General features: G+C 33.2%; 15 protein-coding genes. 13 read left to right on the plus strand and 2 right to left on the minus strand.

The features are described 5' to 3' along the window. Positions 1 to 23: 23 nt before the first annotated feature. Positions 24 to 797 carry an SDR family oxidoreductase gene (locus tag P7122_RS15230; protein WP_278006662.1) on the plus strand — a complete coding sequence of 258 codons (774 nt, stop codon included), beginning with the start codon at positions 24 to 26 and terminating at the stop codon, positions 795 to 797. Positions 798 to 953: 156 nt separating this feature from the next. Here the strand turns inward: P7122_RS15230 and P7122_RS15235 are convergent, their stop codons facing one another. Beyond that, positions 954 to 1,709, minus strand: a complete 756-nt coding sequence (locus tag P7122_RS15235) for a DUF6503 family protein (RefSeq protein WP_278006663.1) — start codon at positions 1,707 to 1,709, stop codon at positions 954 to 956. A 117-nt stretch (positions 1,710 to 1,826) separates the two neighbouring features. Here P7122_RS15235 and smpB point away from each other — a divergent pair, with 117 nt between their 5' ends. From smpB to P7122_RS15260, 5 genes are all read left to right on the plus strand, one after another. Next, the gene (gene smpB / locus P7122_RS15240) at positions 1,827 to 2,285 is read left to right on the plus strand and encodes an SsrA-binding protein SmpB (RefSeq protein WP_278006664.1); all 459 of its coding nucleotides are present in this window, start codon (positions 1,827 to 1,829) and stop codon (positions 2,283 to 2,285) included. Positions 2,286 to 2,441: 156 nt separating this feature from the next. Beyond that, positions 2,442 to 4,934, plus strand: a complete 2,493-nt coding sequence (locus tag P7122_RS15245; protein WP_278006665.1) for a DUF5686 and carboxypeptidase regulatory-like domain-containing protein — start codon at positions 2,442 to 2,444, stop codon at positions 4,932 to 4,934. An 87-nt stretch (positions 4,935 to 5,021) separates the two neighbouring features. After that, the gene (locus tag P7122_RS15250) at positions 5,022 to 5,384 is read left to right on the plus strand and encodes a DUF4844 domain-containing protein (RefSeq protein WP_278006666.1); all 363 of its coding nucleotides are present in this window, start codon (positions 5,022 to 5,024) and stop codon (positions 5,382 to 5,384) included. 1 nt (position 5,385) lies between these two features. Then, positions 5,386 to 5,919: a hypothetical protein gene (locus P7122_RS15255; protein WP_278006667.1), complete on the plus strand. Its 534-nt coding sequence runs from the start codon at positions 5,386 to 5,388 to the stop codon at positions 5,917 to 5,919. A gap of 31 nt (positions 5,920 to 5,950) precedes the next feature. Continuing rightward, positions 5,951 to 7,795 (plus strand): Xaa-Pro dipeptidyl-peptidase, encoded by a 1,845-nt coding sequence (locus P7122_RS15260; protein WP_278006668.1) that lies wholly within the window; start codon positions 5,951 to 5,953, stop codon positions 7,793 to 7,795. On the opposite strand, the gene P7122_RS15265 is transcribed toward P7122_RS15260, so the two are convergent. Next, positions 7,792 to 8,433: a protein-L-isoaspartate(D-aspartate) O-methyltransferase gene (locus P7122_RS15265; protein WP_278006669.1), complete on the minus strand. Its 642-nt coding sequence runs from the start codon at positions 8,431 to 8,433 to the stop codon at positions 7,792 to 7,794. The two genes, P7122_RS15260 and P7122_RS15265, sit on opposite strands and share 4 nt — an antisense overlap. A 143-nt stretch (positions 8,434 to 8,576) precedes the next feature. On the opposite strand from P7122_RS15265, the gene P7122_RS15270 reads away from it, so the two are divergent. The 7 genes from P7122_RS15270 (at position 8,577) to P7122_RS15300 (ending at position 16,460) form a co-directional block, all read left to right on the plus strand. Continuing rightward, positions 8,577 to 9,536, plus strand: a complete 960-nt coding sequence (locus tag P7122_RS15270; RefSeq protein WP_278006670.1) for a Gfo/Idh/MocA family protein — start codon at positions 8,577 to 8,579, stop codon at positions 9,534 to 9,536. 127 nt (positions 9,537 to 9,663) lie between these two features. After that, complete coding sequence (locus tag P7122_RS15275; RefSeq protein ID WP_278006671.1) at positions 9,664 to 10,551, plus strand: 3-hydroxybutyryl-CoA dehydrogenase; 888 nt, start codon at positions 9,664 to 9,666, stop codon at positions 10,549 to 10,551. A 49-nt stretch (positions 10,552 to 10,600) separates the two neighbouring features. Continuing rightward, the gene (locus P7122_RS15280) at positions 10,601 to 11,200 is read left to right on the plus strand and encodes a M23 family metallopeptidase (RefSeq protein WP_278006672.1); all 600 of its coding nucleotides are present in this window, start codon (positions 10,601 to 10,603) and stop codon (positions 11,198 to 11,200) included. Positions 11,201 to 11,203: 3 nt separating this feature from the next. Further along, positions 11,204 to 12,442 carry a DUF1015 domain-containing protein gene (locus P7122_RS15285; RefSeq protein ID WP_278006673.1) on the plus strand — a complete coding sequence of 413 codons (1,239 nt, stop codon included), beginning with the start codon at positions 11,204 to 11,206 and terminating at the stop codon, positions 12,440 to 12,442. Further along, entirely contained in the window at positions 12,432 to 13,091 is a 660-nt protein-coding gene (locus P7122_RS15290) for a YggS family pyridoxal phosphate-dependent enzyme (RefSeq protein WP_278006674.1), read from the plus strand. The genes P7122_RS15285 and P7122_RS15290 overlap by 11 nt, the downstream gene beginning before the upstream one ends. Before the next feature lie 50 nt (positions 13,092 to 13,141). Continuing rightward, the gene (locus tag P7122_RS15295; RefSeq protein ID WP_278006728.1) at positions 13,142 to 14,503 is read left to right on the plus strand and encodes an exonuclease domain-containing protein; all 1,362 of its coding nucleotides are present in this window, start codon (positions 13,142 to 13,144) and stop codon (positions 14,501 to 14,503) included. Between the two features lie 4 nt (positions 14,504 to 14,507). Next, on the plus strand, positions 14,508 to 16,460 hold the full coding sequence (locus P7122_RS15300) for a DUF3858 domain-containing protein (RefSeq protein ID WP_278006675.1): 1,953 nt from the start codon (positions 14,508 to 14,510) through the stop codon (positions 16,458 to 16,460).

Consider the following 16,460-nt stretch of genomic DNA (forward strand, 5'->3'; position numbering starts at 1 on the left):
AAACTATCAATCAACCAGAAAAAATGAGTATTAACATTTTAGAAAAATTTAGTTTAAAGGACAAAAAATCCATTGTTGTCGGAGGTGCTGGAGATCTCGGTAAAGCTATGGTAGAAGCTCTTGCAGAAGCTGGAGCGCAGGTTGTTGTCATAGATATTGACGACAGAATGTACGATTTATGCAATGACTTAAAAGCTAATGGTTTCAATGTAGAGCCTGTAAAAGCTGATGTTAGCAAAATTGAAGACATCAAAAGCTCTTATAAAAAGGCTTTAGAAATTCTTGAAGGCAAACTGGATATTTTAGTGAATTCTGCAGGAATTCAACGACGCTATCCTAGCGAACAGTTTCCAGAAGAAGAATGGAGCAAAGTTATTGCTATTAATCTCGACGCTACATTCTACTACTGTAAGTATGCAGCCAATACAATGCTAGAAGGCAATGGAGGAAAAATTATCAATGTTGCATCATTAATGAGCTTCTTGGGCGGAATTACAATTCCTGCTTATGCAGCATCAAAAGGTGGTGTTGGTCAGTTAACAAAAGCACTATCAAATGATTTAGCCGAAAAAGGCATTTGTGTTAATGCTATTGCACCTGGTTACATGGACACACAATTAAACGTCGCTTTAATTAACGATAAAAAACGAACTGATGAAGTTTTTATGCGTGTGCCAATGAAGCGTTGGGGAACTGGTGAAGATTTAAAGGGACTTACTGTCTTTTTAGCATCGTCTGCAAGCGATTATGTTACTGGTACTATAATCCCTGTTGATGGTGGTTATTTAGGTAGATAAAAGATTATTTTCTAATAAAAAAAGAAACTGTTGTCTAAAAAAATCTCAAAACAGTCATTCTGAATTTATTTCAGAATCTTTTTGAATTAATTTACAAGAATCTGAAACGAGTTCAGATTGACAAAAACATGAAGTTTGAGACAACAGCTTCTTCTTTTATTGGTTGAGCAATTCAACCTCAATGTTTTTCAATTCAATTTTAGATAATAATTTTAACTCATTTTCTTCAAAAGCTTCACCTAAATCAAACAGTTCTAATTCTTTGTTTTCAGTCTTATAATTGTTATAATCTACAAAACGCATTCCTTCAATATTTTGTTCATTATAAGCCTCTCTAAAACGCATTCCTACTCCATTATCTTCACTGTAGGAATACGCTAAATAATCTAAACCAAAATCCTCTTTATCAAACCAATACACAAACACATCTTCATAGTCCTCACCTCCACCTTCAGCATTAAATGTTACTTTAACTTTATAATAATCCTTGTTTTTTATTTTTTCGCTACCTAACAATGTCTTGTTCACCGCTTCAGCATTTAAACCATACGGTAAAACCGAAAAATAATGCACCGAGTTTACAGAAGCAGAAAACTTAGCCTTCATACTGTCTTCAATAATAACACGACTTTCGTTTATAAAGCGGTCAAAATTATTGTTGGTCAGTAAGTCAAAAACCGAATCATTATCATCTTTAAACATTCTTATTAAAGAAAACTGGCCTTTATCTCGTCTTGCCACATAAAACTTATCTCTAAAATTAAATCTGATAATAGAATTATCAAAGGCTTCACCTCCGGATTTTTCTATTGATTTGGTTACAATCTCATCTGCAGAAAGTTTGATCTCTGCCTTTTCTTCTTTGCAGTTAAAAAGCATTAATCCAAATAAAACCAAGTATAAATATTTCATGATATTGATTTAGGTAATTAAAGTCGTAAAGCTAAGTAATAGTTTACAATAAAACATACTTGATGCTTTTGTACTTTGTACTTTGTACTTGATACTTTCTTATTATCTTTGCCAACTATGCAAAAAAAGGTAAACATACTAAACAAGAAGGCTAAATTTCAGTACGAGATACTAGATAAGTACACAGCCGGAATTGTTTTATCTGGCACTGAGATAAAATCTATAAGAGCCAGTAAAGCCTCTATTGCCGAAAGTTTTTGCGAATTTAATGAGCGTGGAGAACTGTTTGTTATTAATATGACTATAGAAGAATACGCTTTTGGTAATTACTACAACCATAAACCTAAAGCTGAGCGCAAATTATTACTTAACAAACGTGAGCTTAAAAAGCTTGAAAAAGAAGTTAACGTTAAAGGAAACGCTATTATTCCGCTTCGTTTATTTGTTAACGAAAAAGGATTAGCAAAAATTGAAATTGCTTTAGGAAAAGGTAAAAAACTCTACGATAAGCGCGAAACGATAAAAGATCGTGACAATAAGCGTAATTTAGACCGTATTAAGAAAAGTTTTCGATAATTTTAGGATTGCTATAACTTTTACATATTTCATTTTGCTCTAAGTTTGATGCAGTTACAGGCAACCATTAGTGGTAAAATAGCGTCTGTAATTATAAAGGCATGTTTTTTGTGAGATAAACGAAAAAATGTAAATCTCGATTATCGAATAAAATTTATGTCTAAGTTTAACCATCAATCAATATCTATGAATCTAAAACTACACGCTCTTTTTTTACTTTTCTTTTGCACTTTTGCATCTGCACAAATCACAGGAACCATTACAAACACTAAAGGAGAACCGCTTACCTTTGTAAACATCCTTATAGAAAACACCTATAAAGGTACTACCAGTAATGACGATGGTTATTATGAATTATCTATTTCTGAAGAAAAAACCTACACTATTCTATACACTTATTTAGGCTACAAAACAGTTAAGAAAACTGTAGATGTTACATCAATGCCTTTTAATATTAATGTTACTTTAGAAGAAGAATCTGTTTCTCTAAATGAAGTTGTTGTAGCATCAGAAGACAATCCTGCAAACGCAATCATTAGACAAGCTATAGCCAAACGAAAAGAGAATCTTGAAAAAATTGAATCTTTTAAAGCCGACTTCTATTCGCGTGGATTGATAAGAATTAAAGATGCTCCCGAAAAAATACTAGGTCAAGAAATTGGCGACCTTGGAGGTGGCTTAGACTCTACCAGAAGTGGTATTATATATCTATCCGAAACCATTTCAAAAATTCAATATTTACGACCAAATCAACTCAAAGAAAAAATTACAGCCTCTAAAGTAAGCGGAGACGATAATGGTTTTAGTTTCAACAATGCACAAGATGTAGATTATAATTTTTATAACAATACAGTTGAATTTGGTAATCAAATCGTGTCACCAATAGCTAACAATGCCTTTGGTTATTACCGCTATAAATTAGAAGGTATCTTTTATGATGAACATGGCAACCTCATCAATAAAATAAATGTAATTCCTAAGCGCGAAAATGATCCTGTATTTTCAGGTACCATTTACATTGTAGAAGACCAATGGACGCTTTATGCTATTGAACTAGACATTACAGGAACACAAGCCAGAATTCCTGCTGCAGATATCATCTCTTTAAAACAAAGTTTTTCGTATTCTAAGACTGACGATTTATGGGCTTTAATATCGCAAAGTATTGACTTTAAATACGGCATTTTTGGCATTAAAGGAGATGGTCGTTTTACTGCTGTTTATAGCAATTACGAATTCAACTCTAATCTTACTCAAAAAGATTTTGGTGCAGAGCTTGTTTCTTTCGAAAATGAGGCTAACAAAAAAGATTCTCTATTCTGGAAACAAATACGACCTGTTCCATTAACTGAAGAAGAACGTACAGATTATGTAAAGAAAGACAGTATACAAATTGTACGCGAATCTAAAACGTACTTAGATTCTGTAGATCGCGAAAAAAACAAATTTAAACTTGGTGATGTTTTAGGTTACACCTATAACAATTCTTACAAAAAGTATAGTCTTGGTTACAGCATTCCGTTTGGAGGCGTTCAGTTTAATACTGTACAAGGATTTACAACACAACTCAATTTATTTTACACCAAACAACTAGACGAATTTAGACGCTATTTTAATGCCAGTGCAAGCGTGCAATATGGTTTTTCGGATGAACGCTTACGAGCTACAGCATCATTACGATATAAGTTTAACAACACTAACAGACGTTTCTTAACGCTTTCTGGAGGTACAAAGGTAGAACAGTTTAATCCTGCCAATCCTATTTCGCCAATAGAGAACTCGGTTGCCAGCTTATTTTTTGAAGAAAACTACATGAAATTATACGAGCGTCGTTTTGTTCAACTTAATTATTCTGAAGAATTATTTAACGGTTTTAATCTGTACTCTAACATTTCTTACGAAAACAGAACTGCGCTTTTCAACACAACAGATCAGGCATTTTACCCAAGAGGAGATCAGGAATATTTAAGCAATAACCCAATAAATCCAACAAGTACAGATGCACCTTTTGAAAACCATAACATTGTAAAACTTAATGTTACTGGTCAGATTAATTTTGGTCAAAAATATTTGAGTTATCCAGATAGTAAATTCAATATTAACTCAGAGAAATATCCAACTTTAGTATTGAGTTACGAAAAAGGTCTGGGAGCTACAAATAGCGATTATAATTATGACCAAGTTAAGGCAAGACTCTATCAAAGCTTTACCATAGCTGATAAAGGGCGTTTTAATTACAATATTAGAGCAGGCAAATTCTTCAATGCAGACGATATTGCTTTTATGGATTACCAACATTTTAATGGCAACCAATTAGCAATTAGCCAAAGAGGCAATTACACCAATGTCTTTAATAACCTAGGTTATTACGATTTAAGCACCAATGACAGTTATCTAGAAATGCATGCCGAACATGATTTTAATGGTTATATTTTGGGAAAAATCCCTGGTTTAAACAAGCTGAATTTCAACCTTATAGTAGGTGCACACAACTTAGCAACACCAGACAACAAACCGTATCAAGAATTTACAATTGGAATAGATAATATTGGCTGGGGAAAATGGCGTTTCTTAAGGTTTGATTATATTCGCTCTTACCAAGGAGGATTTCAAGGTGATGCTATTTTATTTGGCTTGAAATTCTTTTAAAATTAACTTAAAAAAATGAAAGTTCAGATCTTATCATTATTATTTATTTTTAGTTTAACTCATTCATTTGCTCAAAAAAATAGTGAAATGATAACACCTGAAAACGCTAACGAATTATTTAAAGAATTTATTGCAAAGGAAAAGTTTATAAAAGAAGGAACTTATCCAGGCATTTCAGATGAGAAACTGAAACCAACATTAACAGAAAAAATAAATAGTGTTGCCAAAGACTTTCAAAAAGTTTCTGAAAGTAAAAAGCCTAAAAAAGAAAATTATCTCAATGTCATAAAAAGTGGATTAGCTAAGTTTCCTGAAATTGAACTTGGTTATGATTCAGAAGATAGGGAACGTATTTGTTCTTATTTTGAAGAGCTTATGGATATTGTAAATTTAGAAAGTTCAAACGGATTATTAAATAAATTCTACTATGGTTTCAACCCAAACAATTGATATGTCAAAATATAAATTATTACTACTAATTATTTTTCTAGGGAGTTCGCTAAATATCATAGCCCAAGAAGAAAAAAAAGATTACAGCAAAAATGTAGCTACATTAGATAGCACCATTGAAACTCTATACACCGTCATTTCTGGCGACAAAGGCTTTGAACGCGATTGGGCTTTATTTAAGCATTTGTTTCACAAAAATGCAAAGCTAATTCCTACTGGTAAGAACAAAGAAGGAAAACAAATAGCGCGCTACATGACACCTGACGATTACATTAACAGCTCAGGAAAATGGTTAGTAGAAAACGGATTTCATGAAGTTGAAATTAACAGAGAGGTACAAACATTTGGAAACATTACACAAGTGTTCAGTACTTATGAATCTTTCAAAAATAAAGACGATGATAAATCATTTATGCGAGGCATTAACAGTATTCAGTTACTAAATGATGGCGAACGTTGGTGGATTATCAATATTTACTGGATGCAAGAAACCAAAGACAACCCAATTCCTGAAGATTATTTGCCAAAGAATTAATCTTATTTTTATCAAAAGTAAAAACAACATCATGCTAAAAACACTCAAATTCAATTTCATTCTAGCGCTTGCAATGGCTTTTTCTTTTCAAAGCTTTGCTCAAGATAAAACAGAAAAAGCTACACCCATTTTCAAAGATGGTGAAGCACAAATTGTTGAAGCCTTTAACAATCCCGAGAAATGGATACATCACGATCTTTGGGTAGAGACCGAGTTTGATACAGATGGTGATGGTGATTTAGACAGAATGCATGTTTCTGTTACCAGACCAGAACAAACTGATACCGAAGATTTAAAATTACCTATCATATATGTTACAAGTCCTTATTTTGCAGGAGTGGCAGGTGATACACCAGGTATTATGTGGGATGTAGAAAGAGAATTAGGTGGCAAATCTAAACAACGTACACATCCTGAAGTAAAAAGACGTGCAGCGCAAAGACCAATGATTTCATTTTCTCATATTAAAAAATGGTTACCTAGAGGCTATATTGTTGTACACTCATCTTCACCAGGAACAGGTTACTCTGATGGTGCGCCAACCTGTGGAGGTCCTAATGAATCTTTGGCACCAAAAGCCGTTATAGATTGGTTATGTGGCAGAGCAAAAGGTTATACTAAACGCGATGGAAAAAAAGAAGTAAAAGCCTATTGGTCTACCGGAAAAGTAGGTATGACAGGTACGTCTTACAATGGTACTTTACCTCTAGCTGCAGCAACAACTGGTGTTGATGGCTTAGAAGTTATTATTCCTATTGCACCTAACACCTCGTATTATCATTATTACCGTTCTAACGGTTTGGTGCGTTCACCTGGTGGTTATTTGGGAGAAGATATTGATGTGCTTTACGATTTTATTCACAGTGGTGATGAAGAAAATAGAGCCCACAACAACAAAGTAGTTAGAGATACTGAGATGATGAACAATATGGATCGCCAATCTGGAGATTATAGCGATTGGTGGGCAGCCAGAGATTACCTCAACCAAATGGATAATATGAAAGCTGCACTACTAATGTCTCATGGTTTTAACGATTGGAATGTAATGCCAGAACACAGCTACAGAATATACAAAGCTGCAAAAGACAAAGGGCTTCCTGCACAGATTTATTACCATCAAAACGGTCATGGTGGTCCACCACCAATTTCAATGATGAACAAATGGTTTACCAAATATCTTCATGGTGTAGATAATGGAGTTGACAAAGAAGAAAACAAAGCATATATCGTAAGAGAATATGACGACCCTTCACAACCTACAGCTTATAAAGATTATCCAAACCCAAATACACAAGACGTTGTTTTACATCTTACAGCTGGCGGAAATACTAAAGGTGGATTAACTTTAGATAGAAATGTTCGCGAACATACCGAAACACTATCAGACAATGTTTCGTTATCTGGTACTGATCTTGCCAAAGCGCAAAACTCACCACATAGACTTATTTATGTAACACCAAAACTTCAGAAAGACATACATATATCTGGAGTTCCTAAAGTGAGTATAACACTGTCTAGCAACAAACCAGCAGCAAACCTGAGTGTATGGTTAGTATCTCTTCCATGGGATGATAGTGCTGCAAAAATTACAGATAATATTATAACGCGTGGTTGGGCAGATCCAAAAAACCATAAATCAATATCTGAAGAAGAAGATTTAAAACCAGGTAAATTTTACACTGTTAATTTTGATTTACAACCAGACGATCAAATTATAAAAGCAGGACAACAAATTGGCTTAATGATTTTTTCTAGTGACAAAGAATTTACTATTCACCCAAAGCCAGGTACAGAACTAACTGTTAAGCTACACGAAACAACATTGACGTTGCCAGTTGTAAAAGGTGAAGACTATTTTAGAAAGTTTGCAAACTAATTTTTGTCCTCTAACATAGGTACAAAACGGAATTCACCAAACTCATGCTTTTCAAACTCTTTAGGCCCTTTTCTTATGAAAAGGGTCATTGTTTGTACATCATCTCCAACAGGAATAACAAGCCTACCTCCTATCTCTAACTGACTTAATAAAGGCATAGGCACAAAAGGTGCTCCAGCAGTTACAATAATACTCTTAAAAGGCGCTTCTTTTGGCAACCCTTTATAACCATCTCCAAAAATTAACTTTTTAGCACGATAACCTATTTTAGGCAAAAACTTAGACGTCTTTTTAAACAATTCTTGCTGACGTTCTATACTATAAACTTTTGCTCCAAGATCTATGAGTACAGCACATTGGTAGCCACTACCAGTACCGATTTCTAGAACTTTGTCACCAGGTTTTATTTGTAATAATTCAGATTGAAAAGCTACAGTGTAAGGTTGAGAAATGGTCTGATCTGCCGCAATAGGAAACGCCTTATCTACATAAGCATGGTCTATAAAGCCAGAATCCATAAATAAATGTCTAGGTATTTTACCAATTGCATTTAAAACAGCCTTATCCTTTATTCCTTTTTTAATCAGAGTGTCAACGAGTTGCTGACGCATCCCTTTGTGCTTAAATGTATCTTTCAAATCTTAGTTTAGTTTCAGGCTAAATTAATTCAAACAAAAGCAAAATGCAATTGCAATTTTCAATTATTAAATTCTCATTATTTTAGATTTTCTTTCTTAAATATCTCGTTCAAATCAATTATTTTTGAAAAAAACAGAAAAACATGCTAAAAGCTGGTGTTTTGGGTGCTGGTCACCTAGGAAAAATACATTTAAGACTACTCAATCAATCCAAAAAATATGACCTTGTTGGGTTTTATGATGCCGATTCTGAAAACGCTAAACGTGTTGTAGAAGAGTTTGGTTATACATATTTCGATTCTATTGAAGCTTTAATTGAAGCTGTAGATGTTGTAGATATTGTAACTCCTACCCTTTCGCATTACGATTGTGCCAAGCAAGCCATAAAAAAAGGAAAACATATTTTTATAGAAAAGCCAATTACCAATACTGTTGAAGAAGCTGAAGCCATTAGAACTTTAGTTGCAGAACATGGTGTAAAAGGGCAAGTTGGCCATGTAGAGCGTTTTAATCCTGCATTCATCGCAGTAAAGGATAAAATAGAAAATCCTATGTTTATAGAAACGCATCGTTTGGCAGAGTTTAATCCTCGTGGCACAGATGTTCCTGTGGTATTAGATTTAATGATTCATGATATAGATATTATACTAAGTGTTGTAAACTCGCCTGTAAAACATGTTTCTGCAAGTGGAGTTTCTGTCGTTAGTGATACTCCAGATATTGCTAATGCACGTATTGAATTTAAAAACGGCTGTGTTGCAAACCTTACAGCAAGTCGTATTTCATTAAAGAATATGCGAAAAACACGTTTCTTTCAAAAGGATGCTTACATCTCTGTAGATTTTCTTGAAAAGAAATGTGAAGTCGTAAAAATGAAAGATGCACCAGAAAATCCTGGTGATTTTGATATGATTCTTCAAAATGCAGAAGGTATAAAAAAACAAATCTATTTTGACAATCCTGAAGTTGCAGGTAACAACGCCATTTTAGACGAACTTGAAACATTTGCAGATGCCATTAACAACAACACAAAACCAATTGTAACATTGCACGATGGTACAGAAGCACTACGTGTTGCCACAATGATAATTAATCAGTTTTAATAAAGCCTTCTCTCCTTCCAAAGGAAGGGAACTAGAAGCGCTCTTTCAAATATATATTACTAACAAAATTCTTATCAGCCCAAGTAAGAATTCCTTCCCTTTGGGAAGGTTAGGATGGGCTTATATTATGAAAAACATAGCAGTTATAGGAGCAGGAACAATGGGAAATGGAATTGCCCACACCTTTGCTCAGTCAGGATTTAAAGTAAATCTTATAGATATTAGTGAAGCGTCTCTAGAACGTGGTTTGGCTACAATTTCTAAGAATTTAGACAGAATGGTAGCTAAAGAAAAAATCACTGAAAACGATAAAGCAGAAACCTTAGGAAACATTACAACCTATACAAACACGGTTGATGGTGTTAAAAACACTGATCTTGTGGTTGAAGCGGCTACTGAAAATGTAGATTTAAAACTAAAGATTTTTAAGCAGCTTGACGACGCTTGTGATGAAGCTACAATTTTGGCTACAAACACATCCTCAATATCAATAACACAAATTGCAGCTGTAACATCACGTCCTGAAAAAGTAATTGGTATGCACTTTATGAACCCTGTGCCAATCATGAAATTGGTAGAAATTATTCGTGGATATAATACAAGCGATGAAGTAACTAACACCATTATGGAGTTATCTAAAACGCTCGGTAAAGTACCAACTGAAGTTAACGATTATCCTGGTTTTGTTGCTAACCGTATTTTAATGCCAATGATTAATGAGTCTATCGAGACTTTATATAATGGTGTTGCTGGTGTTCAAGAAATTGATACCGTAATGAAATTAGGAATGGCGCACCCAATGGGACCATTACAATTAGCAGACTTTATTGGTTTGGATGTATGTCTTTCAATCTTAAATGTAATGTATGACGGCTTTAAAAACCCTAAGTATGCACCTTGTCCTTTGCTTGTTAACATGGTACAAGCTGGTAAATTGGGAGTAAAGTCTGGAGAAGGTTTTTACGATTATTCAGAAAGCCGTAAAGCAGAAAACGTATCTAAGCAGTTTGTTTAATTCTTGTATTTAATGTGATTTGACTTGTATCAGGATTTTTGTAATTGTAATGCTTTTTGTTTCGTGTAAACAGAACAAACCAAAGCATAACTCTACTACTGATATACAAGCCAAAGAAACCATTAAAGACAGTGTTAATAAAGCCGACAAAAAGAGCTACAAAACACTTTTTAATGAAAATACAGAGTTTATAGCCAAAGGGTTTGATTTTCCTGTAGGCAAACCAAATGCTCAAGGCTATTATAATGCACAAAAGTTTCAAGAAAATAATCACTTAGGTGATGACTGGAATGGTGTTGGAGGTGGTAATTCAGATTTAGGCGACCCAATTTATGCTATTGCTAATGGTTATGTATCATCTGCTAAAGATCTAAAAGGTGGTTGGGGAAATGTGATACGAATTATTCATTTTCATGAAGAAAAATTGTATGAATCTGTATATGCTCATTGCGATTCAATCATTGTAACAGCGAATACATTTGTAACCAAAGGAGAGCAAATTGCTACAATTGGTAATTGCGATGGTGCCTATTATGCGCATCTTCATCTAGAAATTAGAGATGCTGTAGATTTGGATATAGGAGGAGGATATTCTACAGATACAACGGGTTATCTTAATCCTACTGAGTTTATAACTAAAAATAGATAAAGCATGGCTAAAATAATTCCTTTTAAAGCGGTTAAACCAACCAGAGCTATTGTTGGTCTTGTAGCAGCACGTCCTTATCAAAGTTATACTTTAGACGAACGTGAATCTAGAATGGGATACAATCCTTACAGTTTTCTTCATATTGTTAATCCAGGTTACAAATACGACCAGGAAGTCACTGGTGAAGAACGTTACCGCCTCGTAAAAAGTCGTTATGAAGAATTTAAGGAAGATGGCATTTTTGTTACCGAAAACAAACCGTCACTTTATGTTTATAAAATTGTAAACAGATACGGACAGGAATTCAACGGAATTATTGCTGCAACAAGTGCTGAAGATTACGAGAAAGATGTTATAAAAAAACACGAGGATACCATTGCTAAACGTGAACAAACGTTTAAAACCTATCTACAAACCGTTGGCTTTAATGCAGAGCCTGTGCTCCTCACCTATCCTGATAATGTGGTTATATCAAACATTATAAAAGAAACTCAAAAAGAATATGCCGAATTTGAGTTTACTATGACTTATAGAGACACACATTATTTATGGAAACTAGATAATGATGAAACCATTAATAAAATTCAAAATGAATTTAAAAAAATGGAAACTATATACATAGCAGACGGTCACCACAGATCGGCTTCATCGTATTTGTTGTATAAGGATGAAAAAGAAAAAAACCCAAACCATAACGGTTCTGAGTCTTACAACTTTTTCATGTCTTATTTAATCCCAGAATCCGATTTGGTGATTCAAGAATTTAACCGACTAGTAAAAGATCTAAACGGATTAACAAAAGAAGAATTTTTAATAAAACTGGATGCTGTTTACAGAATTGAAAACAGAGGCATAATGCCTTACAGTCCTTCTAAACCACATCATTTTAGCATGTATTTAGATGGAGAGTTTTATTCGTTATATTTAAGAAAAACGAATTATAATTTTGAAAATGCGCTTGATAAACTTGATGCGCAACTCTTGTACAGCACAATTTTAGATCCTATACTTGGTATTAAAGATTTAAGAAACGATAATAGGATTGAGTACGTACACGGCAAACACGAAATGATAACGATTAAAAGCAGTGTGGATAGTGGGAAGTTTAAAGTTGGTTTTGGCATGTGTCCTGCAACTGTACAGCAAATGAAAGAAATTGCAAACGAAGGCCTTACAATGCCTCCAAAAAGCACCTATATTTTACCAAAATTGAGAAGCGGAATTACAATATATGAGTATTAAAAACAACCTTCAAAACATAATATCTAGCATACCAGAACATGTTACTTTAGTTGCGGTTTCCAAAACCAAACCTATAAGTGATTTAATGGAAGCTTATAATGCTGGTCAGCGCATTTTTGGAGAAAACAAAATCCAGGAAATGGCAGATAAGCATGAACAAATGCCAAAGGATATACAATGGCATATGATTGGTCATGTACAACGTAACAAAGTAAAATATATGGCTGAGTTTGTAAGCTTAATTCATGGTGTTGATAGCTTCAAACTACTTAAGGAAATTAATAAACAAGCCAAAAAACACGATAGAGTTATTGATTGTCTTTTTCAAATAAAAATTGCTGATGAGGATAGCAAATTTGGTATGTCTGCAAATGATGCTTCTGCGCTTTTTCAATCAGATGAATTTTCAGAATTAAAAAATATTAAAATTGTTGGTCTCATGGGAATGGCTACATTTACAGATGATATGACACAAGTAGAGAATGAATTTAAGTTCCTTAAAACTACTTTTGACCAACTTAAAACTCAGAACTCAGAACTCAAAATATTAAGTATGGGTATGAGTGGAGATTATAAACTGGCTATAAAATGTGGTAGTACTATGATACGCGTAGGAAGTAGTATATTTGGTGCAAGAAATTATCAATAGACAGTAGACAAAGTTTACACTTTTAACTTTTAACTTTTAACTTTTAATAAATTTACGCAATACTAGACATAGAAACCACAGGTGGCAAGTACAATGAAGAAGGTATAACGGAGATTGCCATCTACCGTTATGATGGGCATAAAGTAACTGACCAGTTTATTTCATTGGTAAATCCAGAGCGTGAGATTCAACCTTTTGTGGTTAATCTTACTGGTATTAACTCTAACATGCTTAAAAATGCTCCTAAATTCTATGAGGTAGCAAAACGTATTGTAGAGATTACTGAAGATTGCATTATTGTGGCTCATAATTCTAGCTTTGATTATCGCATCCTTAAAACAGAGTTTAAACGTTTAGGATTTCCCTACAAAAGAAAAACGTTATGTACCGTAGAATTATCTAAACAGCTTATTCCAGATATGGAATCTTACAGTTTAGGTAAACTTGCTAGAGCACTTGGTATTCCTGTGAGCGACAGACATCGTGCTAACGGAGATGCTATGGCTACTGTAAAGCTTTTTAAAATGTTACTTAACAAAGACTTAGAAAAAGTAATAATTAAGAGCTCTGTTAAGAATGATAAAAAGCCAAAAATGGCTTCTAATCTAAAGGATATTATAGAAGAGCTACCAACCGAAACTGGTGTATATTATATACACAATGACAAGGGTGAAATTATATACATCGGAAAGAGCAACAACATAAAAAAACGAATAACGCAACACTTTACAAACAAAAGCTCTAAGTCTAAAAAAATACAAGCATTAGTAAGCGCTGTTACTTATGAAAAAACAGGTAGCGAACTTGCTGCTCTTTTAAAGGAAAGTGCAGAAATTAAGAAGAATAAACCTATTTTTAATCGTGCTCTTCGCAGAACCATTTTTACACATGCGCTTTACAGTTTTACTGATGATAATGGCTATATAAATTTAAAAATTGACAAGTCTAATATTGAAGACACTCCTATAACAACCTTTAGTACAAGACCTAGTGGAAAAAACTTTATTCATAAAGTTACAGACGACTATAATTTATGCCAAAAACTTACAGGTATTTATGCTACTAAAACAAGCTGCTTTAACTATGAAGTAAAAGAATGTTTAGGCGCTTGTGTTAATGAAGAACCTCCGTCTGAGTACAATAAAAGAGTACAAGCATTAATAGAAAAATACAGTTATAAAAACAAGGACATGCTCCTCATAGACAGAGGTAGAGATATTGACGAAAAAAGTGTTTTTCTTATAGAAAATGGTGTTTTTAGAGGTATGGGATTTTTTGATCTAAATCACCAGATAAATAACCGTGAAATTTTAGAATCGCTTATTACTCCAATGGAAAATAACAGAGACACTCAGCATATCATTCATAGCTATATGCGAAGAAACAAGCGTCTTAAAATTATTCAACTATAAACAAATGAAAAAAAAATTCCTTTCAATCTTTGCTTTCCTTTTAATCTCAGCACTTTCTTTTGCTCAAAATTATAATGTAGACATGAATGTTAGCAAAAGTGACTTGGAACTTAACTCATATAAAAGAGACTCAACTGCTAATGCTCTTGTTATTTATGATTATGGAAATACCTTTATAGACAGAGAAACGTTTTGGCTGAAATCCCAAATTAAACAAAAAGTAAAAATATTAAGAAAAGAAGGTATTGACTTAGGTGTCATAAAAATAAAATTGTACAAAGGGAAATCGTCGAGCGAAAAAATAGAAAATATTATAGGTACTACATATAATCTAGAAAATGATGAGATTGTTAGAACCCAACTACAACCAAGTGCTATTTTTAAAGAAGAAAATGAAGATTACACCTTAGTAAAGCTTGTCTTACCAAATTTAAAAGTAGGTAGTGTTTTCACTATCAGTTATGAAAAGCAATCTCGTTTTATTACAAAATATCAGCCATGGTATTTTCAAAGTTCAAACCCTGTACTTTATAGCGAATACAATACAAGTATTCCAGGAAACTACAAATATCACGTAAAACTTGTAGGTGGATTTCAGTTAGATGTTAATGAGTCTAAAATAGAAAAAAACTGTTTAAAAGTGGCCGGAGGTGGTTCTGCAGATTGTGCTGTAAGCAAGTATGTAATGAAAAATATTCCTGCCTATAAACAAGAAGGATACACAACTACCGACTTTAATTATATCTCTAGAATTGAATATGAGCTTAATGAAATTTTGTATTTTGATGGTCGAGTAGATAAAATTTCAAAGACATGGAAAGATGTTGATAAAGAGCTAAAAACTGATGCAAATTTTGGCAGGCAAGTAAGTAAAAAGAGTCTTATTAAAAATGTACTTCCCAAAGACATCTCTAAGATTAGCGATAAATTAGAAAAAGCTAAAGCCATTTATCAATTTGTACAAAATAATTACAAATGGAATGAGAAATACGATAGGTATGATGTATCAGTAAAAAAAACGGTTAAGGAAAAAATAGGAAATGCTTTTGAGATTAACCTATTGTTAGAAAACCTATTAACCAGTGAAGGGTACACTATTTATCCTGTTATGATTTCCACCAGAGCTAATGGCTTGCCAACCAAGATTTATCCTGTACTAACAGACTTTAATTATCTAATTCTAAAGGCAACAATCGATGGGAAAGATTATTATCTAGATGCAACAGAACCCTATCTATTTTTTGGAGAACTACCCTACAGATGCTTAAATCAATATGGAAGATTAATGGATTTTGAAGACGGAAGCTATTGGGAAGATATTAAACTAGAAGAATATTCTACAATATCTCACAGAATATCTCTTAACACTTTTTCTAATGACGAATTTAATGGATTACTAGGAAGCAAATTTTCCAGATATCATGCTCATAACCCGAAAAATGCATATCAACAAAACCCAATAAGCTATAAAGAAAACAAAGCAAATAAATACAAAAATATTATAATTGAGGATCATGATGTTATAGACACTGGTAGTGATAGTGAAAATTTTGAAGAAACCATCAATTTCACCCAAGAGCCAGAGTTAATAGCTGATAAAATCTACTATAATCCCTTTATCTTAAAATTCTTTGAAGTCAATCCATTTAAATTACAAGAACGAACATACCCTATAGACTTTGGATACAAAGATTCTTTCGCATATATGCTAAATATAGACTTAGGTGAAAATCTCAAAGTTGTAGAATTACCAGAATCAGAAAATTATATTCTACCTGAAAAAGCAGGCTCTTTTATTTTTAGCACAGAGGTCAACGACAATAAATTAACTTTAATTTTTAAGATAAAATTCAGTAAGGCTATATATGAACCAGAATATTACAATTATCTTAAAATATTCATGAGTAAAGTAGTTAAAATTCAAAATAATACTGTAATAGTACTAGAGAAAAAATAA

Source organism: Winogradskyella marincola, assembly GCF_029624125.1.
Lineage (GTDB): Bacteria > Bacteroidota > Bacteroidia > Flavobacteriales > Flavobacteriaceae > Winogradskyella > Winogradskyella marincola.

What these genes read in the sequence shown, in the direction of transcription:
- smpB (WP_278006664.1), top strand. Translation starts at nt 1,827, where the DNA reads ATGCAAAAAAAGGTAAACATACTAAACAAGAAGGCTAAATTTCAGTAC.
- P7122_RS15285 (WP_278006673.1), top strand. Translation starts at nt 11,204, where the DNA reads ATGGCTAAAATAATTCCTTTTAAAGCGGTTAAACCAACCAGAGCTATT.
- P7122_RS15235 (WP_278006663.1), bottom strand. Translation starts at nt 1,709, where the DNA reads ATGAAATATTTATACTTGGTTTTATTTGGATTAATGCTTTTTAACTGC.
- P7122_RS15270 (WP_278006670.1), top strand. Translation starts at nt 8,577, where the DNA reads ATGCTAAAAGCTGGTGTTTTGGGTGCTGGTCACCTAGGAAAAATACAT.
- P7122_RS15260 (WP_278006668.1), top strand. Translation starts at nt 5,951, where the DNA reads ATGCTAAAAACACTCAAATTCAATTTCATTCTAGCGCTTGCAATGGCT.
- P7122_RS15230 (WP_278006662.1), top strand. Translation starts at nt 24, where the DNA reads ATGAGTATTAACATTTTAGAAAAATTTAGTTTAAAGGACAAAAAATCC.
- P7122_RS15300 (WP_278006675.1), top strand. Translation starts at nt 14,508, where the DNA reads ATGAAAAAAAAATTCCTTTCAATCTTTGCTTTCCTTTTAATCTCAGCA.
- P7122_RS15275 (WP_278006671.1), top strand. Translation starts at nt 9,664, where the DNA reads ATGAAAAACATAGCAGTTATAGGAGCAGGAACAATGGGAAATGGAATT.
- P7122_RS15250 (WP_278006666.1), top strand. Translation starts at nt 5,022, where the DNA reads ATGATAACACCTGAAAACGCTAACGAATTATTTAAAGAATTTATTGCA.
- P7122_RS15255 (WP_278006667.1), top strand. Translation starts at nt 5,386, where the DNA reads ATGTCAAAATATAAATTATTACTACTAATTATTTTTCTAGGGAGTTCG.
- P7122_RS15290 (WP_278006674.1), top strand. Translation starts at nt 12,432, where the DNA reads ATGAGTATTAAAAACAACCTTCAAAACATAATATCTAGCATACCAGAA.
- P7122_RS15245 (WP_278006665.1), top strand. Translation starts at nt 2,442, where the DNA reads ATGTCTAAGTTTAACCATCAATCAATATCTATGAATCTAAAACTACAC.
- P7122_RS15280 (WP_278006672.1), top strand. Translation starts at nt 10,601, where the DNA reads ATGCTTTTTGTTTCGTGTAAACAGAACAAACCAAAGCATAACTCTACT.